The sequence below is a fragment of the Butyrivibrio sp. MB2005 genome (genome assembly GCF_000424285.1).
Classification (GTDB): Bacteria; Bacillota; Clostridia; order Lachnospirales; family Lachnospiraceae; genus Butyrivibrio.
The window spans coordinates 138,199-157,894 of record NZ_AUJP01000015.1 but is presented as its reverse complement, the minus strand read 5'-3'; the positions used below and the strand labels follow the sequence as shown (position 1 = coordinate 157,894).

The following is a 19,696-nucleotide window of genomic DNA, read 5'->3' as shown; positions in this document are numbered from 1 at the left end:
AGCATCCAGGGAGCACTCCTTAGAATGAACAGATCCATTCAAGCGGAAGGTACTTTCGGAATCATAAAAAATGATCGTTGGTATAAAAGAATAGTCCGAAAAGGAATAGAATCCGTAAAACTTGAGGTTCTTTTGGTTTCAATAGGTCATAACTTATATAAATATCACAATAAAAAGATGCATCTCCAAGAAGCTGCCTGAGTTTAAAAAGTTTGTAGTTCTTGGGGAAAGGGGTATTATACTCTGTTTTTGCCAAAAACAGCATGCCTCACAAAAAAATGATATAAAAAGGGAGCTGGAAAAAATGATTATCTCATTTTTTCACAGCCCCTTTTCAATCTTGCTGTCACGGACCTTATCTCCGTTTTCATTTTCAAATACTATGTGTTTGCGTTTGTCCTCTCACTTTATATCTTAATGTGTTAGTATTAGCATATGCTATATTTATATAAATAATATGTTTCTTTCATGAAATATGATAAAATATATCTTGTATTAAGAAAGGAGCACGACCATGGCTGATAAAGATAATCTATTTGGTGAACGTCTCAAAACGTTACGTTCTTTGCAGGGAAATAAATCGCAAAAGGATTTTGCCGTTGAATTAGGCATTCCCCAGCCTACATTGTCATCCTACGAAAGCGGAAAGATTAAGCCTACTGTTGATGCAATCATAAATATTGCTGATAAGTGCGGTATTTCAATGGATTGGCTATGCGGACGGGACGAGACTTTCCATCTGGGCAGCGTAGGCGATGTTTTGTCATGTTTCCTGGAGCTGTATGAAACAGAAGAATTCTCAATAAAGACCACAGTCCATGATCGTGTAGACATAGAGGAGAAAGATGCTACTGATGATGAGAACCGAAATTGGATCGAATTAAAAGTCTATCACAACGAAGTTTTCCATGATCCGAAGGCGACTTTGAATCAGGATTTATGCGCAGCTATAGAAAAGGCTTATAAGCTTACAAGTGAATTGCGCAGATTTGAGCGATCACAGGAAAGCTATGAGCGTGAGAAGCAATACTTTATCGAGACTATGCGCGATATCCCTATTACTAAGGTTGATCATTCTGATATTCCGGAAGACGAGCAGAGGAAGCGGATGCTGGAACTGATGAAGGCAGAATGGGAAGCAATGGAGAAAAGTAAAAACTGAAGCAACTTGCTTCAGAAATCTATAGAGTTGTATTTCTCCAACAACTTGTTGGAGAATTCATGCTGGATGATATGACTGGAACAGAGGAGATTTATCTATGGTATCTAAAGAGTACTTTGGAGAAGATAAAAAAATAGAATTCAAGCAAGAAATCCCTTCAAAACATGAGAAGTTTTTAAAGGATATTATCGCTTTTGCTAATACAAGTGGCGGAAAGAGCATAATCGGAATTGTCGATGAGTCAAAAGAGGTTGTAGGTATTGGGGACCAGAGCCCGTTTAAGCTCTCTGATTCAATTTCATCGATGATTTCAGATTCGTGTACACCGCTTATTGAGACTGACATTTATCCCCAAACAGTGGAAGGTAAGACAGTTCTTGTTGTTGAGGTCTTTCCGGGGAAACATAGGCCATACTATCTGGCTAACAAAACAAAAGAAGATACTTCATATGTAAGGGTTAACGGAACCAGCAGACCGGCAGATCCTGTTACGTTAAAAGAACTTGAGATTGAAGGGGCTAGCTTGTCATATGACTCAATGCAGGAAATTGGCGTTGATTATGATGAGAATAAGGCTCTCGAGTTATGCCGCGTGGTAAAAGAGATTGCGCTTTCAAATTGTGAAACAGAGGATGAAAAATTAGCTGTCAAAGACATGACCATTGGCAAGCTCGAGGACATGGGATTTCTCTGTCGGAGTGGACGGGATTTAGCACCCACACACGCATTTTCTTTGATGACAGATAATCACTCTCGTTTTGCCAAGATACAGTGTGCCCTGTTTAAAGGAAATGATAGAGATCTTTTTATAGACAAAAAAGAGTTTGAAGGTCCTATTTATGAGCAGTTGTCTGATGCATTCCAGTTTATCCTAAAGCATATTAACATCGGCGCTAAAGTTGATGGCCTCTACAGTAAAGACGTATATGAGCTTCCAATAAAGTCAATAAGAGAAATGGTAGCCAATGCTGTTATTCATCGAAGCTATTTAGTCGAATCCAAGATTCAGATTTCCATTTTCGATGACAGAATCGAGGTTGTATCACCAGGAATGCTCTATGGCGGAATGGATATTGCAACCATGAAAACCGGAAGATCCAAATGCAGGAACCAGGCAATCGCTGATATGTTCCAATACATGCACATAGTTGAAGCATGGGGAACCGGCATTCCCAGAATAATCAAGTCATGTAAGCAGTATGGTTTGCAAGAGCCTGTTTTTGAAGAATTCGGTGATGGAATTAAGGTTACCGTTTATAGATTGAATACAGCGGAAGCAGTCGAACAAGCGAACAAGCGGACAGTCAAACAAGCGAACAAGCGAACAAGCGAACAAGCGGATAATCAAGTGAATAGTCAAACTAGAAACAAAACAAGCGAAACCCGGGATAAGATAAAGGAATTCTTGGAGACAGTTAATGATGCTTCATCAGCTGAGATTGCTGAAGCTATTGGACTTAGCCAATCAAGAACAAGAGCGATTCTATCAAAGATGGCTGACGAAATAGAAATAATTGGTTCAACTAGTAACAGAAGATATAAGAAAAAGAATTCATTACTATGAGAAAAAAGGGACTTCAAATCTGATAAAGACCTGTTTTTCACTTGATTGTCCGTCCTAAGGACCATCATGAAAATTGACCACTAACCCAGTCCCTTAAGACCATTAGCAAGGGAGCAATCACCGTGGTTGCTCCTTTTATTGACTATACAATCCGCATATCTATAAGTTAGATACTAATTGGTTTTTGTAAGAAACTGGTGTAAGATTTTGATTGTAATTTTATCTTTCTGAATCATTCATGGTCTCAACAATCTATACTTAATGTACAAACATAGCAATATCTTGCGAGATAAATGGTTAAGGATATACAATTTGGGGACAGGATGAAAAATATAGCGCGATGAGGAAGAAGCCAATGGAATATCGTAAGGTGTTTGACACAATTCCGGAGCAGTTTGATAAGTTCAGACCTCGTTATAGCCCAGAACTTTTTGAATATTTCATCAAGGAAGCCGGCATCGTAGCTCAAACGAAGGTGTTGGAAATCGGCCCGGGAACCGGCCAGGCGACGGATCCCATTCTGGGTACAGGCTGCGATTATAATGCTATCGAGCTCGGAGAGCATCTCTATGAGAAGATGAAAGAAAAATACGGCACAAGACCGAATTTCCATATCGTAAACGATGACTTTATTACGCACGATTTCGAGGGACAGCGGTTTGATGTGATATATTCTGCTGCGACGATCCAGTGGATTCCGGAGAAAGTCGCTTTTTCCAAGACGTTTGAACTGTTAAAGCCAGGTGGAACGTTGGCGATGATGTTTCTGATCGGGGATTATAAGACACCAAATGAGGAGCTGTACAGCAATATCCAGAAGGTTTACGACTTATATTATAAGCCAGTGACGGAATACAAGAACATGAAGGAGCCATTTGACTATCTTCATGCGACCGACTATGGCTATGTAGATCTGACTCGCCATGATTTCTACGGGAAACGCGTTTTTTCTGCGGATGAATATGTGATGTATTGTGGGACGCACAGCGATCACATTTTAATCCCGGAGCCATATAAAACGAAGTTTTTCGAAGAACTTCGGAGTGCGGCGCTTTCGGGTGGAGATAAAGTCGAGTTTAGGGATACATATGTGCTGTATCTGACGAAGAAACCGGCGTAAACGTATAAAAGATTTCTCTTTGAACATAACGTACTAAAGGCGGTGAAGATAATGGCGTCAAGCATACACAGTCAGCAAAAACTTTAATGCCAGAAGCAGACTTGGAACTCTCGTATGAGGGGGCAAAGGAAATGCTGTTGATAGATGATATCGACAACAGGGAGTTCCTTAGGACTTTGCTTGAGGCTATGTATGATGAACTACCGGCACCGAAGAAAAAGAAATAACTTGCAGAATAATTTACGATGCCAAGCTATATAGAAAATCAGTGGAGGATTACCCGGGTGAATACAATAGAAATAATAAATAAAAGGCACAGCTATAGAGGAAAGTATCTTTCAAAACAGGTTCCTAAAGAGGATTTAGTAAAAATACTGGAAGCAGGAATGGCTGCTCCATCGGGATGTAATAAGCAAACAACCAGTTTTATAGCAGTTGATGACTCGGGTATTTTAAAGAAGATTAAGGAAGTAATCAATCCTCCGGTATGCGAAACAGCACCGGCGATAATTGTGGTGTTGACGCAAAGGATAAATGCATATCGGGATAGATGCTTTGCTGTGCAGGATTACTCTGCTGCAATTGAGAACATGTTACTTACGATTGTGGAGCTTGGATATCAGAGTTGTTGGTATGAAGGACATATTACAGATGAAGATAGAATATGTGACAAAATAGCGGATATTCTCTTGGTGCCGAAGGATTATGAAGTAGTATGTATATTACCGGTAGGAGTGGCTGAAAGCGAACCCGTGGCGCCAAAGAAAAAAGTGTTTGAAGAGAGAGCTTGGTTTAATACATTCAAGGGCTGATAGACAATTAAGGAAGAGAGCTCTTTATGCTGAGTACTGTGATGTGAAGGAAAACATGACAAAGTATCAGATTATAACCTAATCGCTCACTTATCCAATAAAATGCGTCCACTGGCGTTCTTCTGTCTCAGGAAGTCCATACTTCTCTTTTCCAAGAGCAATGCTCTTCATAAGGAAAGTCATATTCCTTGCAAGAGTACGCATGGTCTGAAGACCTTCAAGATCCTGCTCTGCTTCGCCCTTATCTCTTCCATGAACACTATTCCAGTATTGGCTTGTTGCAACAGCCATTCCGCAGTTCATAAAATACTTATTCAGCTGGTCAAATGTAGCAGAACATCCACCCCTGCGGGCAACAGCTATGCTTGCGCCGACTTTCATGGTTCTGTCAAAGCCGGTGCTGTAAAACAATCTGTCGAGACAGGATACAAGTGTGCCATTTGCAGCGGCATAATATACAGGAGATGCCACTACAAGTCCGTCTGCTGCCTCAAACTTAGGTGCGAGTTCATTAACGATGTCATCAAAGACACATTTTCCGCTCGTCTTACATGAAGAACATGCTATGCAGCCTCTGATATCTTTGTTGCCGACCTGTACAACTTCTGTTTCAACGCCCTCAGAATCAAATACCTTCACCATCTCGTTAATTGCAATAGATGTGTTGCCACCCACTCTGGGACTTCCGTTAATGATCAGTACTTTCATAGTCATGCCTCCCTTCAAATATTTAATTAATTATAGTCGCTAAGCATTCAAATTGCTACGAGCTTCTTCGTTATTTCCGATGATTGCTGCAACTTTATCGCAGCTCTTCACGTTCTGACAATCCCCACAGGTTTCGAATCCATTCTTCATACCGCATTGTCTGATCTGGCAAAGCGAATCACAGAACGGAGTCTTCACACCATCAATGCGACAGCCCACGCAATTAATCATCTCAGGAGTAATCTCAACCTGATTCAGTTCTGTCCACTCCTTTGCAACTTTTGCTCGCAGATCATCATCATTGTTAACAGTAGCAATACGAGCCTCACAGGCTTCACAATCTAAACCACAATATGCAATAAACTTGTTCATTTTCATAGCCTCCTTTACCTGACTATATATTACATATTGGAGCACGCTATACCACTCGTTTCACTTATTAAGTGAGTTTATGCACGGATATTTCTTAACCGCAAGCTCACTCTAAATCCAGCTTATAGTAATGAGCATCAAAGTATGTCTCTTCTCCATACTTTTTGTATCGTGTTTTCTTATCTTCTGAAAAACCAAGTTTACGAAGAAGTGCGACAGAGGCAAGATTTAAATCTGCCACTTCACCGGTAACAGACTTGCCACCTGCTGCCCTAATCCATTCTATCAGCGCACCTATCATTTCTGTTCCAAGTCCCTCTTTCCAGTGATCTTTAGAAATGCAATAACCGATGTCATAATTCTCATTTTCGGGAAAAGCACAGCAGGTGCCAACGCGGCTGCCATCTTCTTTCAAAATAGCTATCAGATAATATCCATCAGGACTATCCTCCATCTCAGCTACGGCCTGGCGGTAGCCTTCATCCTGATTCTCTGAGGAAGGATCAGACATATACTTTCCATTCTCTGCATCTCCCCAAAGTGCCAGCGTAAAATCAGTGTCAGTTTTTCTCCAGGACTGTATTATAAGTCTTGGTGTCTCAATATTTTTTGTAAGTAACATTCTCTAGTAATTCTCCTGTAGTTTTATTCTTTGATCATCCGGATCTCAGTATCTTCGAGGCTCTTTAAGTAATTTCCGGCCACTGAAAAGCCCACTCCTCACACTTTTCAAGCGTAAGCTTATCAAGATATGCCACGCTCACAAGCTTTTCATAGGCTTCGTGCCATGACTTCCAATGGACAAAGGCTTTGCCTTTTTTCTCATCATCCGATTCCAACGCCTTTACAACAACATTCATGATTTCTCTCTTCTCGCTCAATCGAATTTTAGTTTATTATTGCACTATTTTGCATTCTGTATTTTTAATAAAAATCCCCAATATTTTCATCAAAAACTTCTTTAGGTAATACCATTCTGTAAAATGATTGATACAGCTCCTTCAGCTTTTCCAAGTCCTCGGTTTTGTTCTGTCCAAGGACCAATATCTGGAACGGCACCTGAAAACAAAATGCTCTAACACCGGTATCTTTGCAGTTGTTTCTTAGATAAAAAGCTCGCCGCCTTAGCTGAAGCTCTTTTTCTGCTGCATCATCCGTTCTGTCCGGATCTTCTATCTCTAATATCACGGTGTCAACATCTGCAAAGTATTCTGATAGTAATTGAAGCGCTGTACCGCCAACACCTTGATTTCTCTTTTCGGGCGATATAGCAAGATAATCTATGAGATAATCCTTATCCTTTTTTACAAGAAAAGCATAGCCGATTACCTCGTCCTCATCCCAGAGTCCGAGGCATTCGTATATCCCTTTATCCATAGCCTTCAATATTACATCCAGAGGCTTTTGTTCGTCTCTTGGAAAATCAAAGACGAGCCGCTCTTTATAGATACTCTCAACCTCTGATGTGTTAAGTTCAACAAGTTTCATACTTTATCTCCGCAAGTTCTTCCTGAGAAATGTGTTTATCTTTTCTGGCCTTCTTTAACTCTTCTCCAAATCCCATAATAATATCCTCACATAGACTTTCGCTGTCTATCTTACGGGGTAAAATATGGATTCTCTACTCCGTCCCCGTAATCCAGCAACTATTTCCCGCCTTTCTTACGGGGCCAAATAGCGTTTCCCTGCTCCGTCCCCGTAATCCAGCAACTATTTCCCGCCTTTCTTACGGGGCCAAATAGCGTTTCCCTGCTCCGCCCCCGTAATCCAGCCATTATTTCCCGCCTTTCTTACGGGGCCAAATAACGTTTCTCTGCTCCATCCACGTAATCTGACGACTATCACCTGCTAATCCTACAGTGATAAATAGTGTTTTACCATTTTATCCCCGTAAGAAAGCCAAAGCACACCCGCAAAAAAGCAGTTGATGATTGATCAGTTTTTCATAGATCAGTTGGCACTATCTGGACTTTATAGATGCACTATCATTGTACAGTACAAGTCCCACCAATGCCATAAGCAGTGGGTTTCTTCTTTCGAAACTTCAGGTTTCTTTTTGGCGCAAAATAAACCGGCAGCCCTAAGACTGCCGGTAAATAATTCTTATTCTCTAAGATTCACAACCCCCTCAAAACGCATCCGCACTGGTCAAAAACTCTCTTATCTCTGAAAATTCTTCCCAAAATTATTCCAGAAATATCCATATTCGTCAGTATTAGCAAAGACAAAAGCATATTGGGCGTTGCGCTTTTCTTCCTTAAGACTCTGCAGATATCCCGGCTGATAAGGTGTAACGAATTTCTTATTATCAAACAGAACTATCAATGGCACATCAAAGGCTGCATCGCCAGCATCATCACAGTTCTCACTGGAATCATTTTCAATCAATCTCAGCGGAATCCTTACAAGCTCTGTCATGAAAAAGTCTGCACTGTCAGGCATTTCCTGCCCAAGAGAGTTTAAGTATATCCTTACCCACTCTTCACCCATACCTGCATTTGCATATTGCTTTGCAGATGTAATTGTTTTGGAAAACATTGGCAGATTCACCTTCTTTCCATAAACCAGCTTCTTTATGGTTTCAGGAGACAGGAAAAACTCCTCTGCTATCTCCATGATCGAACAACCGGAGGAATAACGGCTGCAGATAGCTGCATTTCGCTTATTCAGTTTATCTCTGTAGCCTGATGCTTCGCCCCATCCCTTGGTTTTCTCTTTCTTTGGGATGTAGATAAGCTTCCCCGCAGCATATTTTTGCACTTCCTCCAAAAGCTTAGCAGGAAGAATGTCCCCGGCATTTTCGTATTTCATTTTAAGTAATTTCCTCCCGCCCAATATTTTTTGATCAAAGCCTGTTCATACGCTCTTCAAGTGCATTTATGGACTTTACGATGGACTCGCAGGACTCTAAATCGTCAATTGATGCGTGCCATCTAAGAGTAACAATTCCCTTATAGTAAGCCATGCACAGGAAACGCTCCTTAAAATCAGAAATTTCAATATTTCTCTTTTTTGCATATTCAAAGAGCTTCTCAGGAACAAGAAGATATGGCTTATTGAGATCAAGGATTGCAAAATCCATCATATAATCCATGATACCTGCTCTTCCCCAGTCAGTACAGTAGGTCTTTCCATCTTCACCCACTATCATGTTGCAAAAGAACGTGTTGTTGTTTGCAAGGAATCTCTTATCTTCACAGAAAGGTGCGTAGTGAAGTGCCTTGGAAGCTATTTCATTGTAGTAGTCTTCCTTAAGGAATGTGGTTCCAAACATCTCCTTCCAGTTTTTCCAGTAGCCTTCTGTGGGATCGCCCAGCATGTCATCCTTTATAAAAGCTTCAAGACTTTCAAAGGGCGCCTTATTATTCTCATCAAATTCGCCGTAGCCCTCAATTTCTGATACATCTGTGTCTGCAATCTCAAAGATCATATCAAAAAAGCTCTCATAGCATTTTTCAAATTCCTCAGGTGAAAGCTCATTTGCGCTTCTGCCCTTGGGACTCATCTCTATTTTTTCCTTAGTCAGGTTTCTTATAAAAATATCTCTGTTCATTTTCATACCCTCTCTTTAATGTAATTCATGTTGTCTGTTCAAAGCGCTTTTACATTTTTCATAATATCAGCGCTCTTGCAGTATTTAAATGGAGAGAATAATTATAATTATTCTTTACCTTATTTGCGCGGACAAAAGCCCGGTACAAATATACCGGGCTTTCATCAAAGCATTTCTTATTGTATGTAGCTTCAGTTATTTAACTGAATCAAGGATTTTCTTCGCATTATCTTTTGTAACCTTAACGTAGTTACAGCCGATATAGTGGTCATTTCCGATTCCTGCAACATAGTTAATTGCAGCATCGCCTGCGCTGTGGGACTGTGTAATATGATCATTGAAAACAGTACCTGTCATTGTTCCTGCGATAACGTCATCAACTGCCTCTGCAAGGGCATCACAGCCTACAAGGTAGATATCTGTGCCAACGGTTCTTCCTGCTGCCTGAATGGACTCAAGAGCACCAAGAGCCATGGCATCATTATTACAGAAAACGACCTCTGTCTGAGGATGTGCAGCAAGAGACTCTGCCACCAGCTGCTTTGCTGCATCCATATCCCAGTTTCCAATCTGGTCATCAAGACACTGTACATTAATTCCCGCATCCTGAAGAGCCTTGATTGAATATTTTGTACGATACTGGGCATCGATGTTTTCAGGGTCGCCCTCGATCATTATGTACTGAACCTTGCCGTCCTTATTGATGTCGACTTTGTTTTTTCCAAGGTCTGAAATGATCTCTCCCTGATATGTTCCTGACTGGCGGGCATCGCAGCCTACATAGCAGACGTTCATGTTTTTATCTGCCCATCTCTGCTCTTCTGCGGGGCCCGGCTCGCGGTTAATATAAACAAGAGGGATTCCTGCTCCTGCCACAAGGTCTGTAATGGTTCCCGCAGAAGAAGAGTTAACCAGATTCACAATGAGAACATCCACATTATTATCAATAAGTTCCTTAATCTGTGCAGTCTGGGTATCCTGATTATTGGCACCATCAACAATTGTGATGTTGTCCTCAGAGAATCCCCTGGACACAAGGTAACTTAACAGCTCATTTCTAAAAAGTGTCATGAAATTATCATTAAACTGATAAATACAAATCCCAACTTTCTTGTCGGCAAGCTGCTCAGCTCCAACTTCATTTTTGGACGAACATCCTGTAAGCATAGCTATCATAAGAGCGGCAACAGTTAATAGGCTTACTAGTTTCCTTTTCATAATAACCATATCCTCCTGTATATTTGCGCATCTGTTTTTTCGCATAACACCACAAGGCTACACTAATATTATACATAGAGAATCCGCCCACTTTCTAAAACTTCTATGTAATTTCGTTAAAATATCTATTATCTGCGAATCATTAAGAAGTACTTTTTCATCCTTTAGTACGAAAAAGCTGCCGCACCCCCGTGCGACAGCTCCTTCTTAAACCTTCTCTAATACTTTCTTTTTAAACCTTCTCTAAAACCTTCTATTAAGCTTTCCCCAAAGCTTACCCCTAATTAGTATCTGCACTTAAGTACACAGTCAAGGATACGACGTGTACAAGCCTGCAACTCAGCTCTTGTAACACCATTATCAAGGATGTTCTTAACATCTTCATCAGAACCGGGCATTGTAAGATCGTTACCGCTTCTTACGCAGTCAGCAGCATTTGAGCAACCATACTTAAATGTTCTCTGCTCCATCTCAATGCCGCCTGTTGTTCCCCAGTCAGTCATAACTACACCTTCGAATCCCCATTCGTTTCTGCATATAGCTGTAAGCAGATCGTAGTTATTTGCTGCGTGGATGCCGTTTATGAGGTTGTAGCTTGTCATGATTGACAGAGGCTGTGACTGTCTTACAGCTACCTCAAAGCCCTTAAGATAAATCTCACGAAGTGCTCTCTCACTTACATGAGCGTTGGTATGCATTCTGTTATCTTCCTGGTTGTTACATGCAAAGTGTTTGATGGTTGTTCCGCATCCCTTATGCTTCTGAACACCCTTTGTATCAGCTGCTGCGCACATACCTGCAAGAAGCGGATCCTCTGAATAGTATTCGAAGTTTCTTCCGCAAAGAGGATTCTTCTGGATGTTCATACCGGGTGCAAGCCAGAGGTTAACACCAAGCTCTTCCATCTCTGTACCAACAATGTCGCCGGCTTCTTCGATAACATCCATATTCCAGGTCTGAGCAAGCATGGTAGCAATCGGAATAGCTGTGCAGTACTGATAATACTTTGTAACTTCACCCTTAATGTCTGTTGTGGGCTGCTCAAATGTGCCTGCAAAATCAAATGCCATAGCACTCATCTCAGGAATATACTGATTTTCTTCATCAACAGCAAAGTAAGGTGTAAGACGAAGACCTGCAGGTCCGTCAGCAAGTACAAGGTTATGAACACCTCTGTCAGCTGCCATCTTGGAGCTTGTGTCACCTGCTGCTCCGGGAACTACTGCTGATGCAGTACCGATTACGCTTGTTCCTCCAAAGCCGCCTCTTGCTGTACCTACGCAGAGATCTGCCATCTCTTCTCTTGTAAGCTGTCCAAGGAGATCCTCCATTGTAGCCTTACCTGACTTAACGTCCTCGAGAGTGATCTTTTCTGCCTTATCACAATTGTATTCTGCGGGAGCTCCCTCATACTCAGCTACAATAGTCTTAATTGCAGCTGCATCAAGTGTAAGTACTTTAGCTGCTGCCTTCTCGGACTCTTCACCATCGTATGTAAGAGGAGTAGCATTCTTAGCTGAGATCTCATTAAGCTCTGTATCAACCTTCATCTTGTTTGCAAGCTTCTGAGTAACGATTTCTTCTGCAACTTTTACAGCTGCAGCGATATGTGTGCTGCATGCATTCTCACCGATTCTGATGAAATACTTACCGGGCTCAAGTACATAAGATGCCTTTGATTCATCATAGGAAGCAAAATCAGAAACCTTTACCTTGATTGTAAGCTCATCGCTTTCACCGGGCTTAAGTTCTTTTGTCTTTGCAAAGCCCTTAAGTTCCTTAACAGGCTTCTCAACGTTTCCATCAGGAGCTGATACATAGAGCTGAACAAGCTGCTTACCTGCAAACTTATCACCTGTATTCTTAACAGCTACCTTAGCTGTGAGCTCTTCACCTGTAAGGCTTACATCCTTAACAGAAACATCAAAGCTTGTATATGAAAGTCCATATCCGAAAGGATATGCGGGCTTTTTACCAAAGCTGTCAAAATAGCGGTATCCAACGAAAATTCCCTCGTTGTAATATTCATCATCCACATCTCCGTTCTGTGAACTGAATGTATCAAATGCCGGATAATCTGAGTAATTCTCAGCCCATGTCATAGCAAGATGACCTGTGGGAATGGATTTTCCAAGAAGTGCATCAGCAAAAACTGTACCGATAACATTTCCTGCCTGGCTCATAAGAAGTACTGCGCCAACGCCCTTTGTGTTTCTAAGTGCCTTTGTATCAATAACTCCGCCGACATTAAGAGCAACTACGAATTTATCATAGCGTGCTGCCAGCTTCTCGATGTTTTTCTTCTCATTATCTGTAAGTTCATAATCACCTGCTACAGGCTTTCTGTCACGACCTTCGCCGGAATCTCTTGCAATTACATATACAGCTGCGTCAGCATCTGCCAGGTCAGCATCTCCGATTTCCTGTACATCAGGATCATGATAAGGATTGTTGAAAATCTCCATGAAGCCTGCCATGGGATTGCCTGAGTTCTCGATTAAGTCCTTAACTCTTGCATCATATGCTCCCTTAGCATCTGTGCAGATCTTGTCATATGCATCAAGCCAGCTGCCTGAAACTACTTCGCAGCCTGCTTCAATAATTCCCTGCTCAACTCCAACTACGCTTCTGCTGTTAACGTCACCTGATCCTTTACCACCCTTGATCATGTGTCTTGCACCGTTACCAAAAAGTGCGATCTTCTTGGTATCAGCAGCAAGCGGAAGAGTTCCGTCATTTTCTAAAAGAACCATACCTTCAGCAGCAAATTTACGAACCTTCTCCATGTGAGCCTTTTCTCTGGCTGACATCTCTGCTACCTTGGTAGCTTTCCAAATACTCATTGAAATAACCTCCTTATGTAACAATATCCAATTGAATTTAAAAGTTTTTCTACTTCTCTATGATACAACCATATATCTCATTAAATATACGATTTCACAGATTTATATATTATATCTACTTCAATTTTTGCAAGCCTATAAAGATCATGGAACCGTTTGCAAAAAGGTAAAAAAATAGCCGGCAAGCCTTTGCCGACTATTTCCTGATAACTATTTAGTTAGATTACATCAGCTTAAGAATCTCATCTCTTACGCTGTCCATATGGGCATCCACAAGTCCGAAATCCATCTCTCTATAGCTCCATGCAGCTCTGCCGATGTTGTATTTGTTAAAGCAGCTTCCTATTGCCTGATACCATTTAAGGGTATCCTCCGGAGTAGCAAGGTTGATAACACCATACTCCCCGCAGTAAAGAGCAACATTTCTCTCATTAGCTACTCTAACAGCCTCTTCCATATACTGCTCAAAATACTCTATGCCAAGCTTCTTATCAGGATCATCAACCTTAAGCTCCTCAGGCCTGTTTCCAAGCTGTGCAAAGGCATTATCCTCGTACTGTTTGTATGTGGAATCAAAAGGCATGCGGAATGAGGTATCCATGGTATCAATCCACGCAGCGCCCTGATGTGTGAAAACAAGAGGCTCATAGCAATGGAAGTTATAAACCACATTCTCATCATAGGGATCGCAGATATCCTTAAGAGCAACGATACTGTTGTTATAATATCCGCCAACAAGAATCTTTATAGTAGGAGCATAGACTCTTACTCTCTTAATACATTCTGTTGAAACTCTGTTCCAGATATCCTTGTATTCCTTCTTGGTTACTTCGTTCAAAAGCTCAAAAGCAAGTCTGTCCTCATATTTGCCAAAACGTTTTGCAAACTGCTCCCATAACTTATAGAAGCGCTCCTGGTATGCTTCGTTCTCGAAGAATCCAAACTCCTGCTCTCCGCCATCAAAGCTGTATCCAAAGGTCTTATGGAGATCAAGTACCATATTAAGGCCGTACTTACCTGCCCAGTCTATAACCTTCTGAATGTAGGCAAATCCGTCTTCTTTATAGGTTCCGTCTTTTTCCTCCACAAGATCGTAATCAACGGGAACTCTGATATGATCAAGTCCCCAGCTCTTAATCTTCTCGATATCACTTTCCACAATAAAATTATCGTATCTTTCCTTGGTGTGGTCGCACTGTGACAGCCATCCACCCAGGTTAATTCCATGTGAGAAACCGGCAAACTCCTTCATACCCGTCTCCTTTCTCTTAGTGTAATACTTAAACCGTAATCTCTCCTGCAATAACCCTTCTGTAATCAGCAAGGTTTTTCTTCAAAAGCTCAGGCGTCTTAAGTCCATAGGGACATCTGCTCATACATGCACCGCAGTTTATGCAGTCCTCGATCTTTTCCATCTTTTCCTGCCACTGGGGTGAAAGCCAGCCTGCGCTTGGTGCTCTTCTTATCATAAGAGACATTCTTGCGCAGTTATTTATCTCAATTCCCGCTGCGCAGGGAAGACAGTATCCGCAGCCTCTGCAGAAATCTCCTGATAATTCCCCTCGCTCATTCTCGATAAAAGCTCTGATCTCGTCAGTCATAACCGGCTCTTCATCAAAAAATGCAAGCCACTCATCCAGTTCGTTCATTCTCTGAATTCCCCAGATGGGAACCACATTTGGATAATCCAGCATAAATCCCATAGCAGCCTTGGAATTGGTGATAAGACCGCCTGCAAGACCCTTCATTGCAATGAAACCAACCTCCAACTCCTGACACTTTTTAACAAGGGCGATGTCCTTCTCATCAGCCAGATAGCTGAAGGGGAACTGCATGGTCTCATAGAGACCTGATTCAACGCACTCCATCGCCACTGCTATTCTGTGGGATGTAACGCCGATATGTTTTATCTTTCCCTGCTTTTTGGCTTCCACCATGCACTCATACATGCCGGTACCATCGCCCGGTCTGTAGCACTGAGTAACCATGTGGAACTGATAAACATCAATATAATCTGTTTTTAAATTAGTAAGAGAAGTCTCTAAATCCTTCCAGAACTGCTCCGGTGTCTTGGCTGTCGTCTTTGTAGCAATGTAGATCTTATCTCTCATTCCTTCAAAGGCATTTCCAAGCTTCTCTTCACTGTCACTGTAGGCTCTTGCAGTATCAAAATATCGCATTCCGCCTTCATAGGCCTTGCGAAGAATCTCGACACTCATCTTCATATCATCTCTCTGAATTGGAAGCGCGCCAAATCCGTTCTGGGGGACAACTATTCCGGTCTTACCAAGTGTTACATTACGCATAAGAAACCTCCCTTTGTTTCATTTATGATAATTTCAGATCGCCTTCCTTGATCCAGCCAAGCTTCCTGAATGCTGCTCCAAATGCACATGTGAGCACGGCAGGAAGTACGAAACAGATAAGTATAAGTCCGATCCAGTCAAAAGCTGTGATAGCAGCTTTGGCTCCTGTTGCTACATCATTTACCCAACCTGCATAAACACCGATCTGTCCAACAAGTCCGCAGGTACCCATACCTGATGCCACTGCACTTGCAGGGTCATTCATCTGAAGATGGAAAACACAGGTTGCAATAGGTCCTGTGATGGCACTAGTAAGAATAGGTGCTATCCAGATCTTGGGATTTTTTACAATATTTCCCATCTGAAGCATGGAGGTTCCGATACCCTGTGAGATGAGGCCGCCCCACTTATTCTCCTTAAAGGACATGAACGCAAAGCCAACCATCTGAGCACAGCATCCAGCTACAGCTGCGCCTCCGGCAAGACCGGTAAGTCCAAGGGCTGCACAGATAGCAGCAGATGAGATAGGAAGTGTAAGTGCAATACCTACGACCACTGAAACTATTATTCCCATAAGGAATGGCTGCTGCTCAGTTGCCCACATTACTACATTTCCAACTGATGAAGCTGCTGTTCCGATAGCAGGTGCGATGAGATATGCCAGTCCCACGCCCACAAGTATGGTGGTAATAGGTGTTACAAGAATGTCTACTTTTGTCTCTCCTGCAACAGCTTTACCGCACTCTGCTGCAAGAATGGCAATAAGAAGAACTGCCAGCGGACCGCCGGCGCCGGCGCCTCCTGAAAGAGTTGTGCTTCCAAGTGCATTTGCTGCATAACCAACAGTTACAAGTGAAAAAAGAACAAGTGGCGGTGCCTGAAGTGCATATCCGATAGCTACAGCCATTGCTGCACCGCTCATGGATGATGCAAATTTTCCTACCTCAGAAAGCCATGCGATTCCTGCCTGTGTTCCGATGGTGTTAAGAATCGTTCCGATAAGCAGTGATGCAAAAAGTCCCTGTGCCATAGCTGACAATGCATCAATGCCATATCTTTTCCCCGAAATGACAATGTTCTTTCTCTTCAAAAACTCTTTCATAATACTCTCCCGTTATTAAGTTTAATATTCTTAAGCCTCTGCTATAGCATCCACAAAGGCCTTAAGTTCAGGCTCGTCCGTCTCTGACAGTGCGCTCTTGATTGTGAGCACAGGCTCTACGATAGTGATGTTCTTAAGAGCCTCTAATTTTTCTCTCATGAGTTTTCCTGATGCAGGTGCCCAGGTTCCGTTCTGTGCAAGGGCAAAGGTCCTGTTCTGAACTGTAAGAGCTGCACAGTCAGACAGGAAATTCTCCATAGGTGTATAGATACCGTTGTTGTAAGTAGGGCAGAACAGCACAATCTTGCCACAGCGCCATACTTCAGAAATAAGGACTGAAGCGTGGGTCTGAGAAACATCATAGATTCTTACCTGTTTGCCGCTCTTTTCCCTGAGCATTGATGCAGCCTTCTGAGCAGCACTCTCTGTATGTCCGTAAAGACTTCCGTAGATAACCACTATCTCGTCATCCTCAGGAGTATAGGTGCTCCACTTCTGGTACTTATCAATAAACCATGCGATATTCTCTCTCCAGATAGGTCCGTGAAGAGGGCAGATAAACTTGATGTCGATACCTGCTGCCTTTTTAAGAACAGCCTGCACCTGCATGCCGTATTTTCCTACGATATTAGCATAGTATCTTCTTGCTTCATCAAGGAATCTCTTCTCAAAGTCATATTCGTCTGCAAAAATGCCTGCATCGATTGCTCCGAAAGTTCCGAATGCATCTGCAGAGAAAAGAACGCCTGTTGAAGCATCGTATGTGAACATAGCTTCCGGCCAGTGAACCATAGGCGCCATTACAAAGCTAAGGGTATGCTTTCCAAGCTCTAAGCTGTCGCCCTCAGCCACTGTGATCTTATTAATTGAACCAAGTTCAGGGAAAAACTGTGAAAGGAAAGTAAAGGTCTTGGCATTTCCTACCAGAGTTACATCAGGATACATGTAAACAACCGTTGCTATCTGAGAGCAGTGATCCGGCTCCATGTGATTTATGACAAGATAATCCAGCTTCCTGTCTGCAAGAATTCCCTTTAAATTCTCCAGGAACTGATCTGAAATGGAAATATCCGCGGTATCAAAAAGCGCAGTCTTCTCATCCAAAATGACATAGCTGTTATAGGAAACACCGTCCTCAAGAGGAAAAATGTTCTCAAATCTTGAAAGTCTCCTGTCGCTTCCGCCGATCCAGTAAGTATCATCAGTAATCTTCTTGTAATTAATCACTATCTTACCCTCCTATTTTGTTTTTATTTTCTATTTTAGAAATATGCGCTAACCTGCGCAATGTTGTATAAAAGGCGCCAAAAGAATTTGGCGCCTATTTTTGTTTAATCTATCTCGATTTCTTCGTCCTCAGGATTCTTGGTCTCAGAAGACTCATGATATTCCTTCTCGGTATTTACACTCCAGATATTGCTTCTGTCACGTACTCCTCCGAGAATATTTTTAACTGTCTCAAAGGATGTGCACATTGAGTGGTCGATATTGTTGTATCTATGCTGTCCGTTTCTACCTACGCAGTACAGATTGTCGATGGTGTTGAGGTAATCAACCAGCTTGTCCATCTCATCATAGGTATCAAAGTAAGCAGGATATGCCTTCTTAACACGCTCTACGTGATAATCGATTACTTCATCAGCATCACCGATGAGATTGATCTTAACCATCTCTTCGATTGCCATCTTGGCAAATTCATCGTCTGTCATACTCCACATTGAGTCGCCCTCATTGCAGAAGTACTCAAGTCCCATCCATACTGTGTGGTCAATGTCATTAACAAGGTAGGGTGACCAGTTATTGTAAATCTGGAAACGTCCCATAGTTACGTTTCTGTCATGTACATAAACCCAGTTATCGGGAACGATATTGCCGATGGTCTTAACATTGGTCTTATTCACAAGATTAAGGTGAGGAATAAGAACACCAAGTGTCATGTAATCTCTGTAAGGAAGACCTGCTGCAATTCTTGCAGGATCTGCAGGCACATCGTTCATGCCGGCTACAAGATCCTTGATAGGCATTGAGCTTATTACATAATCACCCTCTACAGTTACCATCTGGCCATCCTTCTCATAGGTAACTCCTGTGATATGATCGCCGTCTTTATTGATCTTAACGACCTTGGCACCTGTAATGATGGTACCGCCCTTTTTCTTGATCTCTTCTGCGGTTACATCCCAGAGCTGTCCGGGACCGAGCTTAGGATAGCTGAACTCCTCGATAAGCGAAGTCTCTACCTTGCCGCCCTTCTTGCCGCTCTTTTTCTTAAAGGCATTGGCAAGAACCGCCATAATGGATACACCCTTAACGCGCTGAGCGCCCCAACTGGGATCGATCTGTGAAGGATGTCTTCCCCAAAGGTTCTCTGTATAGTGCTCAAAGAACATGGAATAAAGCTTTTTACCGAAACGGTTTACATAGAAATCCTCAAGGGAGTTCTCTTTACGCTTAAAGATCATCGCCTTGATGTATGAAAATCCTGCAACTATGGTAGTAGCAAGACCCATGTTGGTGAAGGTCTCTACCTTAAGTGTGATGGGATAATCGAAAAACTTGCTGTTGAAGAAAATTCTGGAAATACGATTTCTTCTGAGCATTACCCTGTCTTCTGTCTCAGGATCGGGACCACCGGGTGTAAGTGTAGAGCTTCTCTTAAGCACGATGTCATCATAGGATGCCTTTCCCTGCTTGGGAAGCATGTTGTCCCACCACTCATTTACTTCGGGAACCTTGGAGAAAAAGCGGTGTCCGCCCATGTCCATACGGTTTCCTTTATATTCTACAGTACGTGAGATACCGCCGAATTTCTCTGTCTCCTCGAAGACAACTACCTCTATCTCATCTGATCTTGAAAGTAACTCATAGGCCGCAGTAAGACCTGCAGGACCTGCTCCAATTACTAACGCTTTCTTCATTTTAATTGTTTGCTCCAT

At 42.2% G+C, this 19,696-nt stretch carries 19 protein-coding genes and 1 pseudogene; 6 read left to right on the top strand and 14 right to left on the bottom strand.

Annotated features, from left to right (window positions below; all coding sequences use genetic code 11):
• The 6 genes and pseudogenes from G610_RS22665 to G610_RS0109370 form a co-directional block, all read left to right on the top strand.
• The coding region (locus tag G610_RS22665; RefSeq protein ID WP_051198106.1) for a transposase at positions 1–201 on the top strand (201 nt) is incomplete at its 5' end.
• A 313-nt stretch (positions 202–514) separates the two neighbouring features.
• Positions 515–1,162 carry a helix-turn-helix domain-containing protein gene (locus tag G610_RS20385; RefSeq protein ID WP_051197902.1) on the top strand — a complete coding sequence of 216 codons (648 nt, stop codon included), beginning with the start codon at positions 515–517 and terminating at the stop codon, positions 1,160–1,162.
• 97 nt (positions 1,163–1,259) lie between these two features.
• Complete coding sequence (locus tag G610_RS0109385; protein ID WP_026524571.1) at positions 1,260–2,726, top strand: ATP-binding protein; 1,467 nt, start codon at positions 1,260–1,262, stop codon at positions 2,724–2,726.
• Between the two features lie 355 nt (positions 2,727–3,081).
• The gene (locus G610_RS0109380; RefSeq protein WP_026524570.1) at positions 3,082–3,846 is read left to right on the top strand and encodes a class I SAM-dependent methyltransferase; all 765 of its coding nucleotides are present in this window, start codon (positions 3,082–3,084) and stop codon (positions 3,844–3,846) included.
• A 56-nt stretch (positions 3,847–3,902) separates the two neighbouring features.
• A pseudogene (locus G610_RS20380) lies at positions 3,903–4,073 on the top strand (TfoX/Sxy family protein); the annotation flags it as partial.
• A gap of 57 nt (positions 4,074–4,130) precedes the next feature.
• Positions 4,131–4,658 carry a nitroreductase family protein gene (locus G610_RS0109370; protein WP_026524569.1) on the top strand — a complete coding sequence of 176 codons (528 nt, stop codon included), beginning with the start codon at positions 4,131–4,133 and terminating at the stop codon, positions 4,656–4,658.
• A gap of 90 nt (positions 4,659–4,748) precedes the next feature.
• Here the strand turns inward: G610_RS0109370 and G610_RS0109365 are convergent, their stop codons facing one another.
• The 14 genes from G610_RS0109365 to G610_RS0109290 all read right to left on the bottom strand — a co-directional run bounded on the left by G610_RS0109365 (position 4,749) and on the right by G610_RS0109290 (position 19,678).
• Positions 4,749–5,366 (bottom strand): flavodoxin family protein, encoded by a 618-nt coding sequence (locus G610_RS0109365; RefSeq protein WP_026495523.1) that lies wholly within the window; start codon positions 5,364–5,366, stop codon positions 4,749–4,751.
• 39 nt (positions 5,367–5,405) lie between these two features.
• Positions 5,406–5,738, bottom strand: a complete 333-nt coding sequence (locus G610_RS0109360) for a DUF3795 domain-containing protein (RefSeq protein ID WP_026524568.1) — start codon at positions 5,736–5,738, stop codon at positions 5,406–5,408.
• Between the two features lie 106 nt (positions 5,739–5,844).
• Complete coding sequence (locus G610_RS0109355) at positions 5,845–6,360, bottom strand: GNAT family N-acetyltransferase (protein WP_026495521.1); 516 nt, start codon at positions 6,358–6,360, stop codon at positions 5,845–5,847.
• A 64-nt stretch (positions 6,361–6,424) separates the two neighbouring features.
• Positions 6,425–6,598 carry a hypothetical protein gene (locus tag G610_RS23050; RefSeq protein WP_155830997.1) on the bottom strand — a complete coding sequence of 58 codons (174 nt, stop codon included), beginning with the start codon at positions 6,596–6,598 and terminating at the stop codon, positions 6,425–6,427.
• 64 nt (positions 6,599–6,662) lie between these two features.
• The gene (locus G610_RS0109345) at positions 6,663–7,226 is read right to left on the bottom strand and encodes a GNAT family N-acetyltransferase (protein ID WP_026524567.1); all 564 of its coding nucleotides are present in this window, start codon (positions 7,224–7,226) and stop codon (positions 6,663–6,665) included.
• A 672-nt stretch (positions 7,227–7,898) separates the two neighbouring features.
• Positions 7,899–8,549, bottom strand: coding sequence for a CD3324 family protein (locus G610_RS23800; protein ID WP_330368111.1), 651 nt, complete (start codon positions 8,547–8,549; stop codon positions 7,899–7,901).
• Between the two features lie 34 nt (positions 8,550–8,583).
• The gene (locus G610_RS0109325) at positions 8,584–9,291 is read right to left on the bottom strand and encodes a hypothetical protein (protein WP_026524566.1); all 708 of its coding nucleotides are present in this window, start codon (positions 9,289–9,291) and stop codon (positions 8,584–8,586) included.
• A 195-nt stretch (positions 9,292–9,486) separates the two neighbouring features.
• Entirely contained in the window at positions 9,487–10,467 is a 981-nt protein-coding gene (locus G610_RS0109320) for a substrate-binding domain-containing protein (protein WP_442855665.1), read from the bottom strand.
• A 326-nt stretch (positions 10,468–10,793) separates the two neighbouring features.
• A complete protein-coding gene (locus tag G610_RS0109315) occupies positions 10,794–13,352 on the bottom strand; it encodes a beta-glucosidase (RefSeq protein WP_026524564.1) in 2,559 nt (852 codons plus the stop codon).
• Positions 13,353–13,575: 223 nt separating this feature from the next.
• Complete coding sequence (locus G610_RS0109310) at positions 13,576–14,604, bottom strand: glycoside hydrolase family 5 protein (protein WP_026524563.1); 1,029 nt, start codon at positions 14,602–14,604, stop codon at positions 13,576–13,578.
• 28 nt (positions 14,605–14,632) lie between these two features.
• Positions 14,633–15,658 (bottom strand): aldo/keto reductase, encoded by a 1,026-nt coding sequence (locus tag G610_RS0109305; protein WP_026524562.1) that lies wholly within the window; start codon positions 15,656–15,658, stop codon positions 14,633–14,635.
• A gap of 22 nt (positions 15,659–15,680) precedes the next feature.
• The gene (locus G610_RS0109300; RefSeq protein WP_026524561.1) at positions 15,681–16,760 is read right to left on the bottom strand and encodes a PTS transporter subunit IIC; all 1,080 of its coding nucleotides are present in this window, start codon (positions 16,758–16,760) and stop codon (positions 15,681–15,683) included.
• A 30-nt stretch (positions 16,761–16,790) separates the two neighbouring features.
• A complete protein-coding gene (locus tag G610_RS0109295) occupies positions 16,791–17,987 on the bottom strand; it encodes an FprA family A-type flavoprotein (protein WP_026524560.1) in 1,197 nt (398 codons plus the stop codon).
• Positions 17,988–18,091: 104 nt separating this feature from the next.
• The gene (locus G610_RS0109290) at positions 18,092–19,678 is read right to left on the bottom strand and encodes an NAD(P)/FAD-dependent oxidoreductase (RefSeq protein ID WP_026524559.1); all 1,587 of its coding nucleotides are present in this window, start codon (positions 19,676–19,678) and stop codon (positions 18,092–18,094) included.
• Positions 19,679–19,696 lie beyond the last annotated feature (18 nt).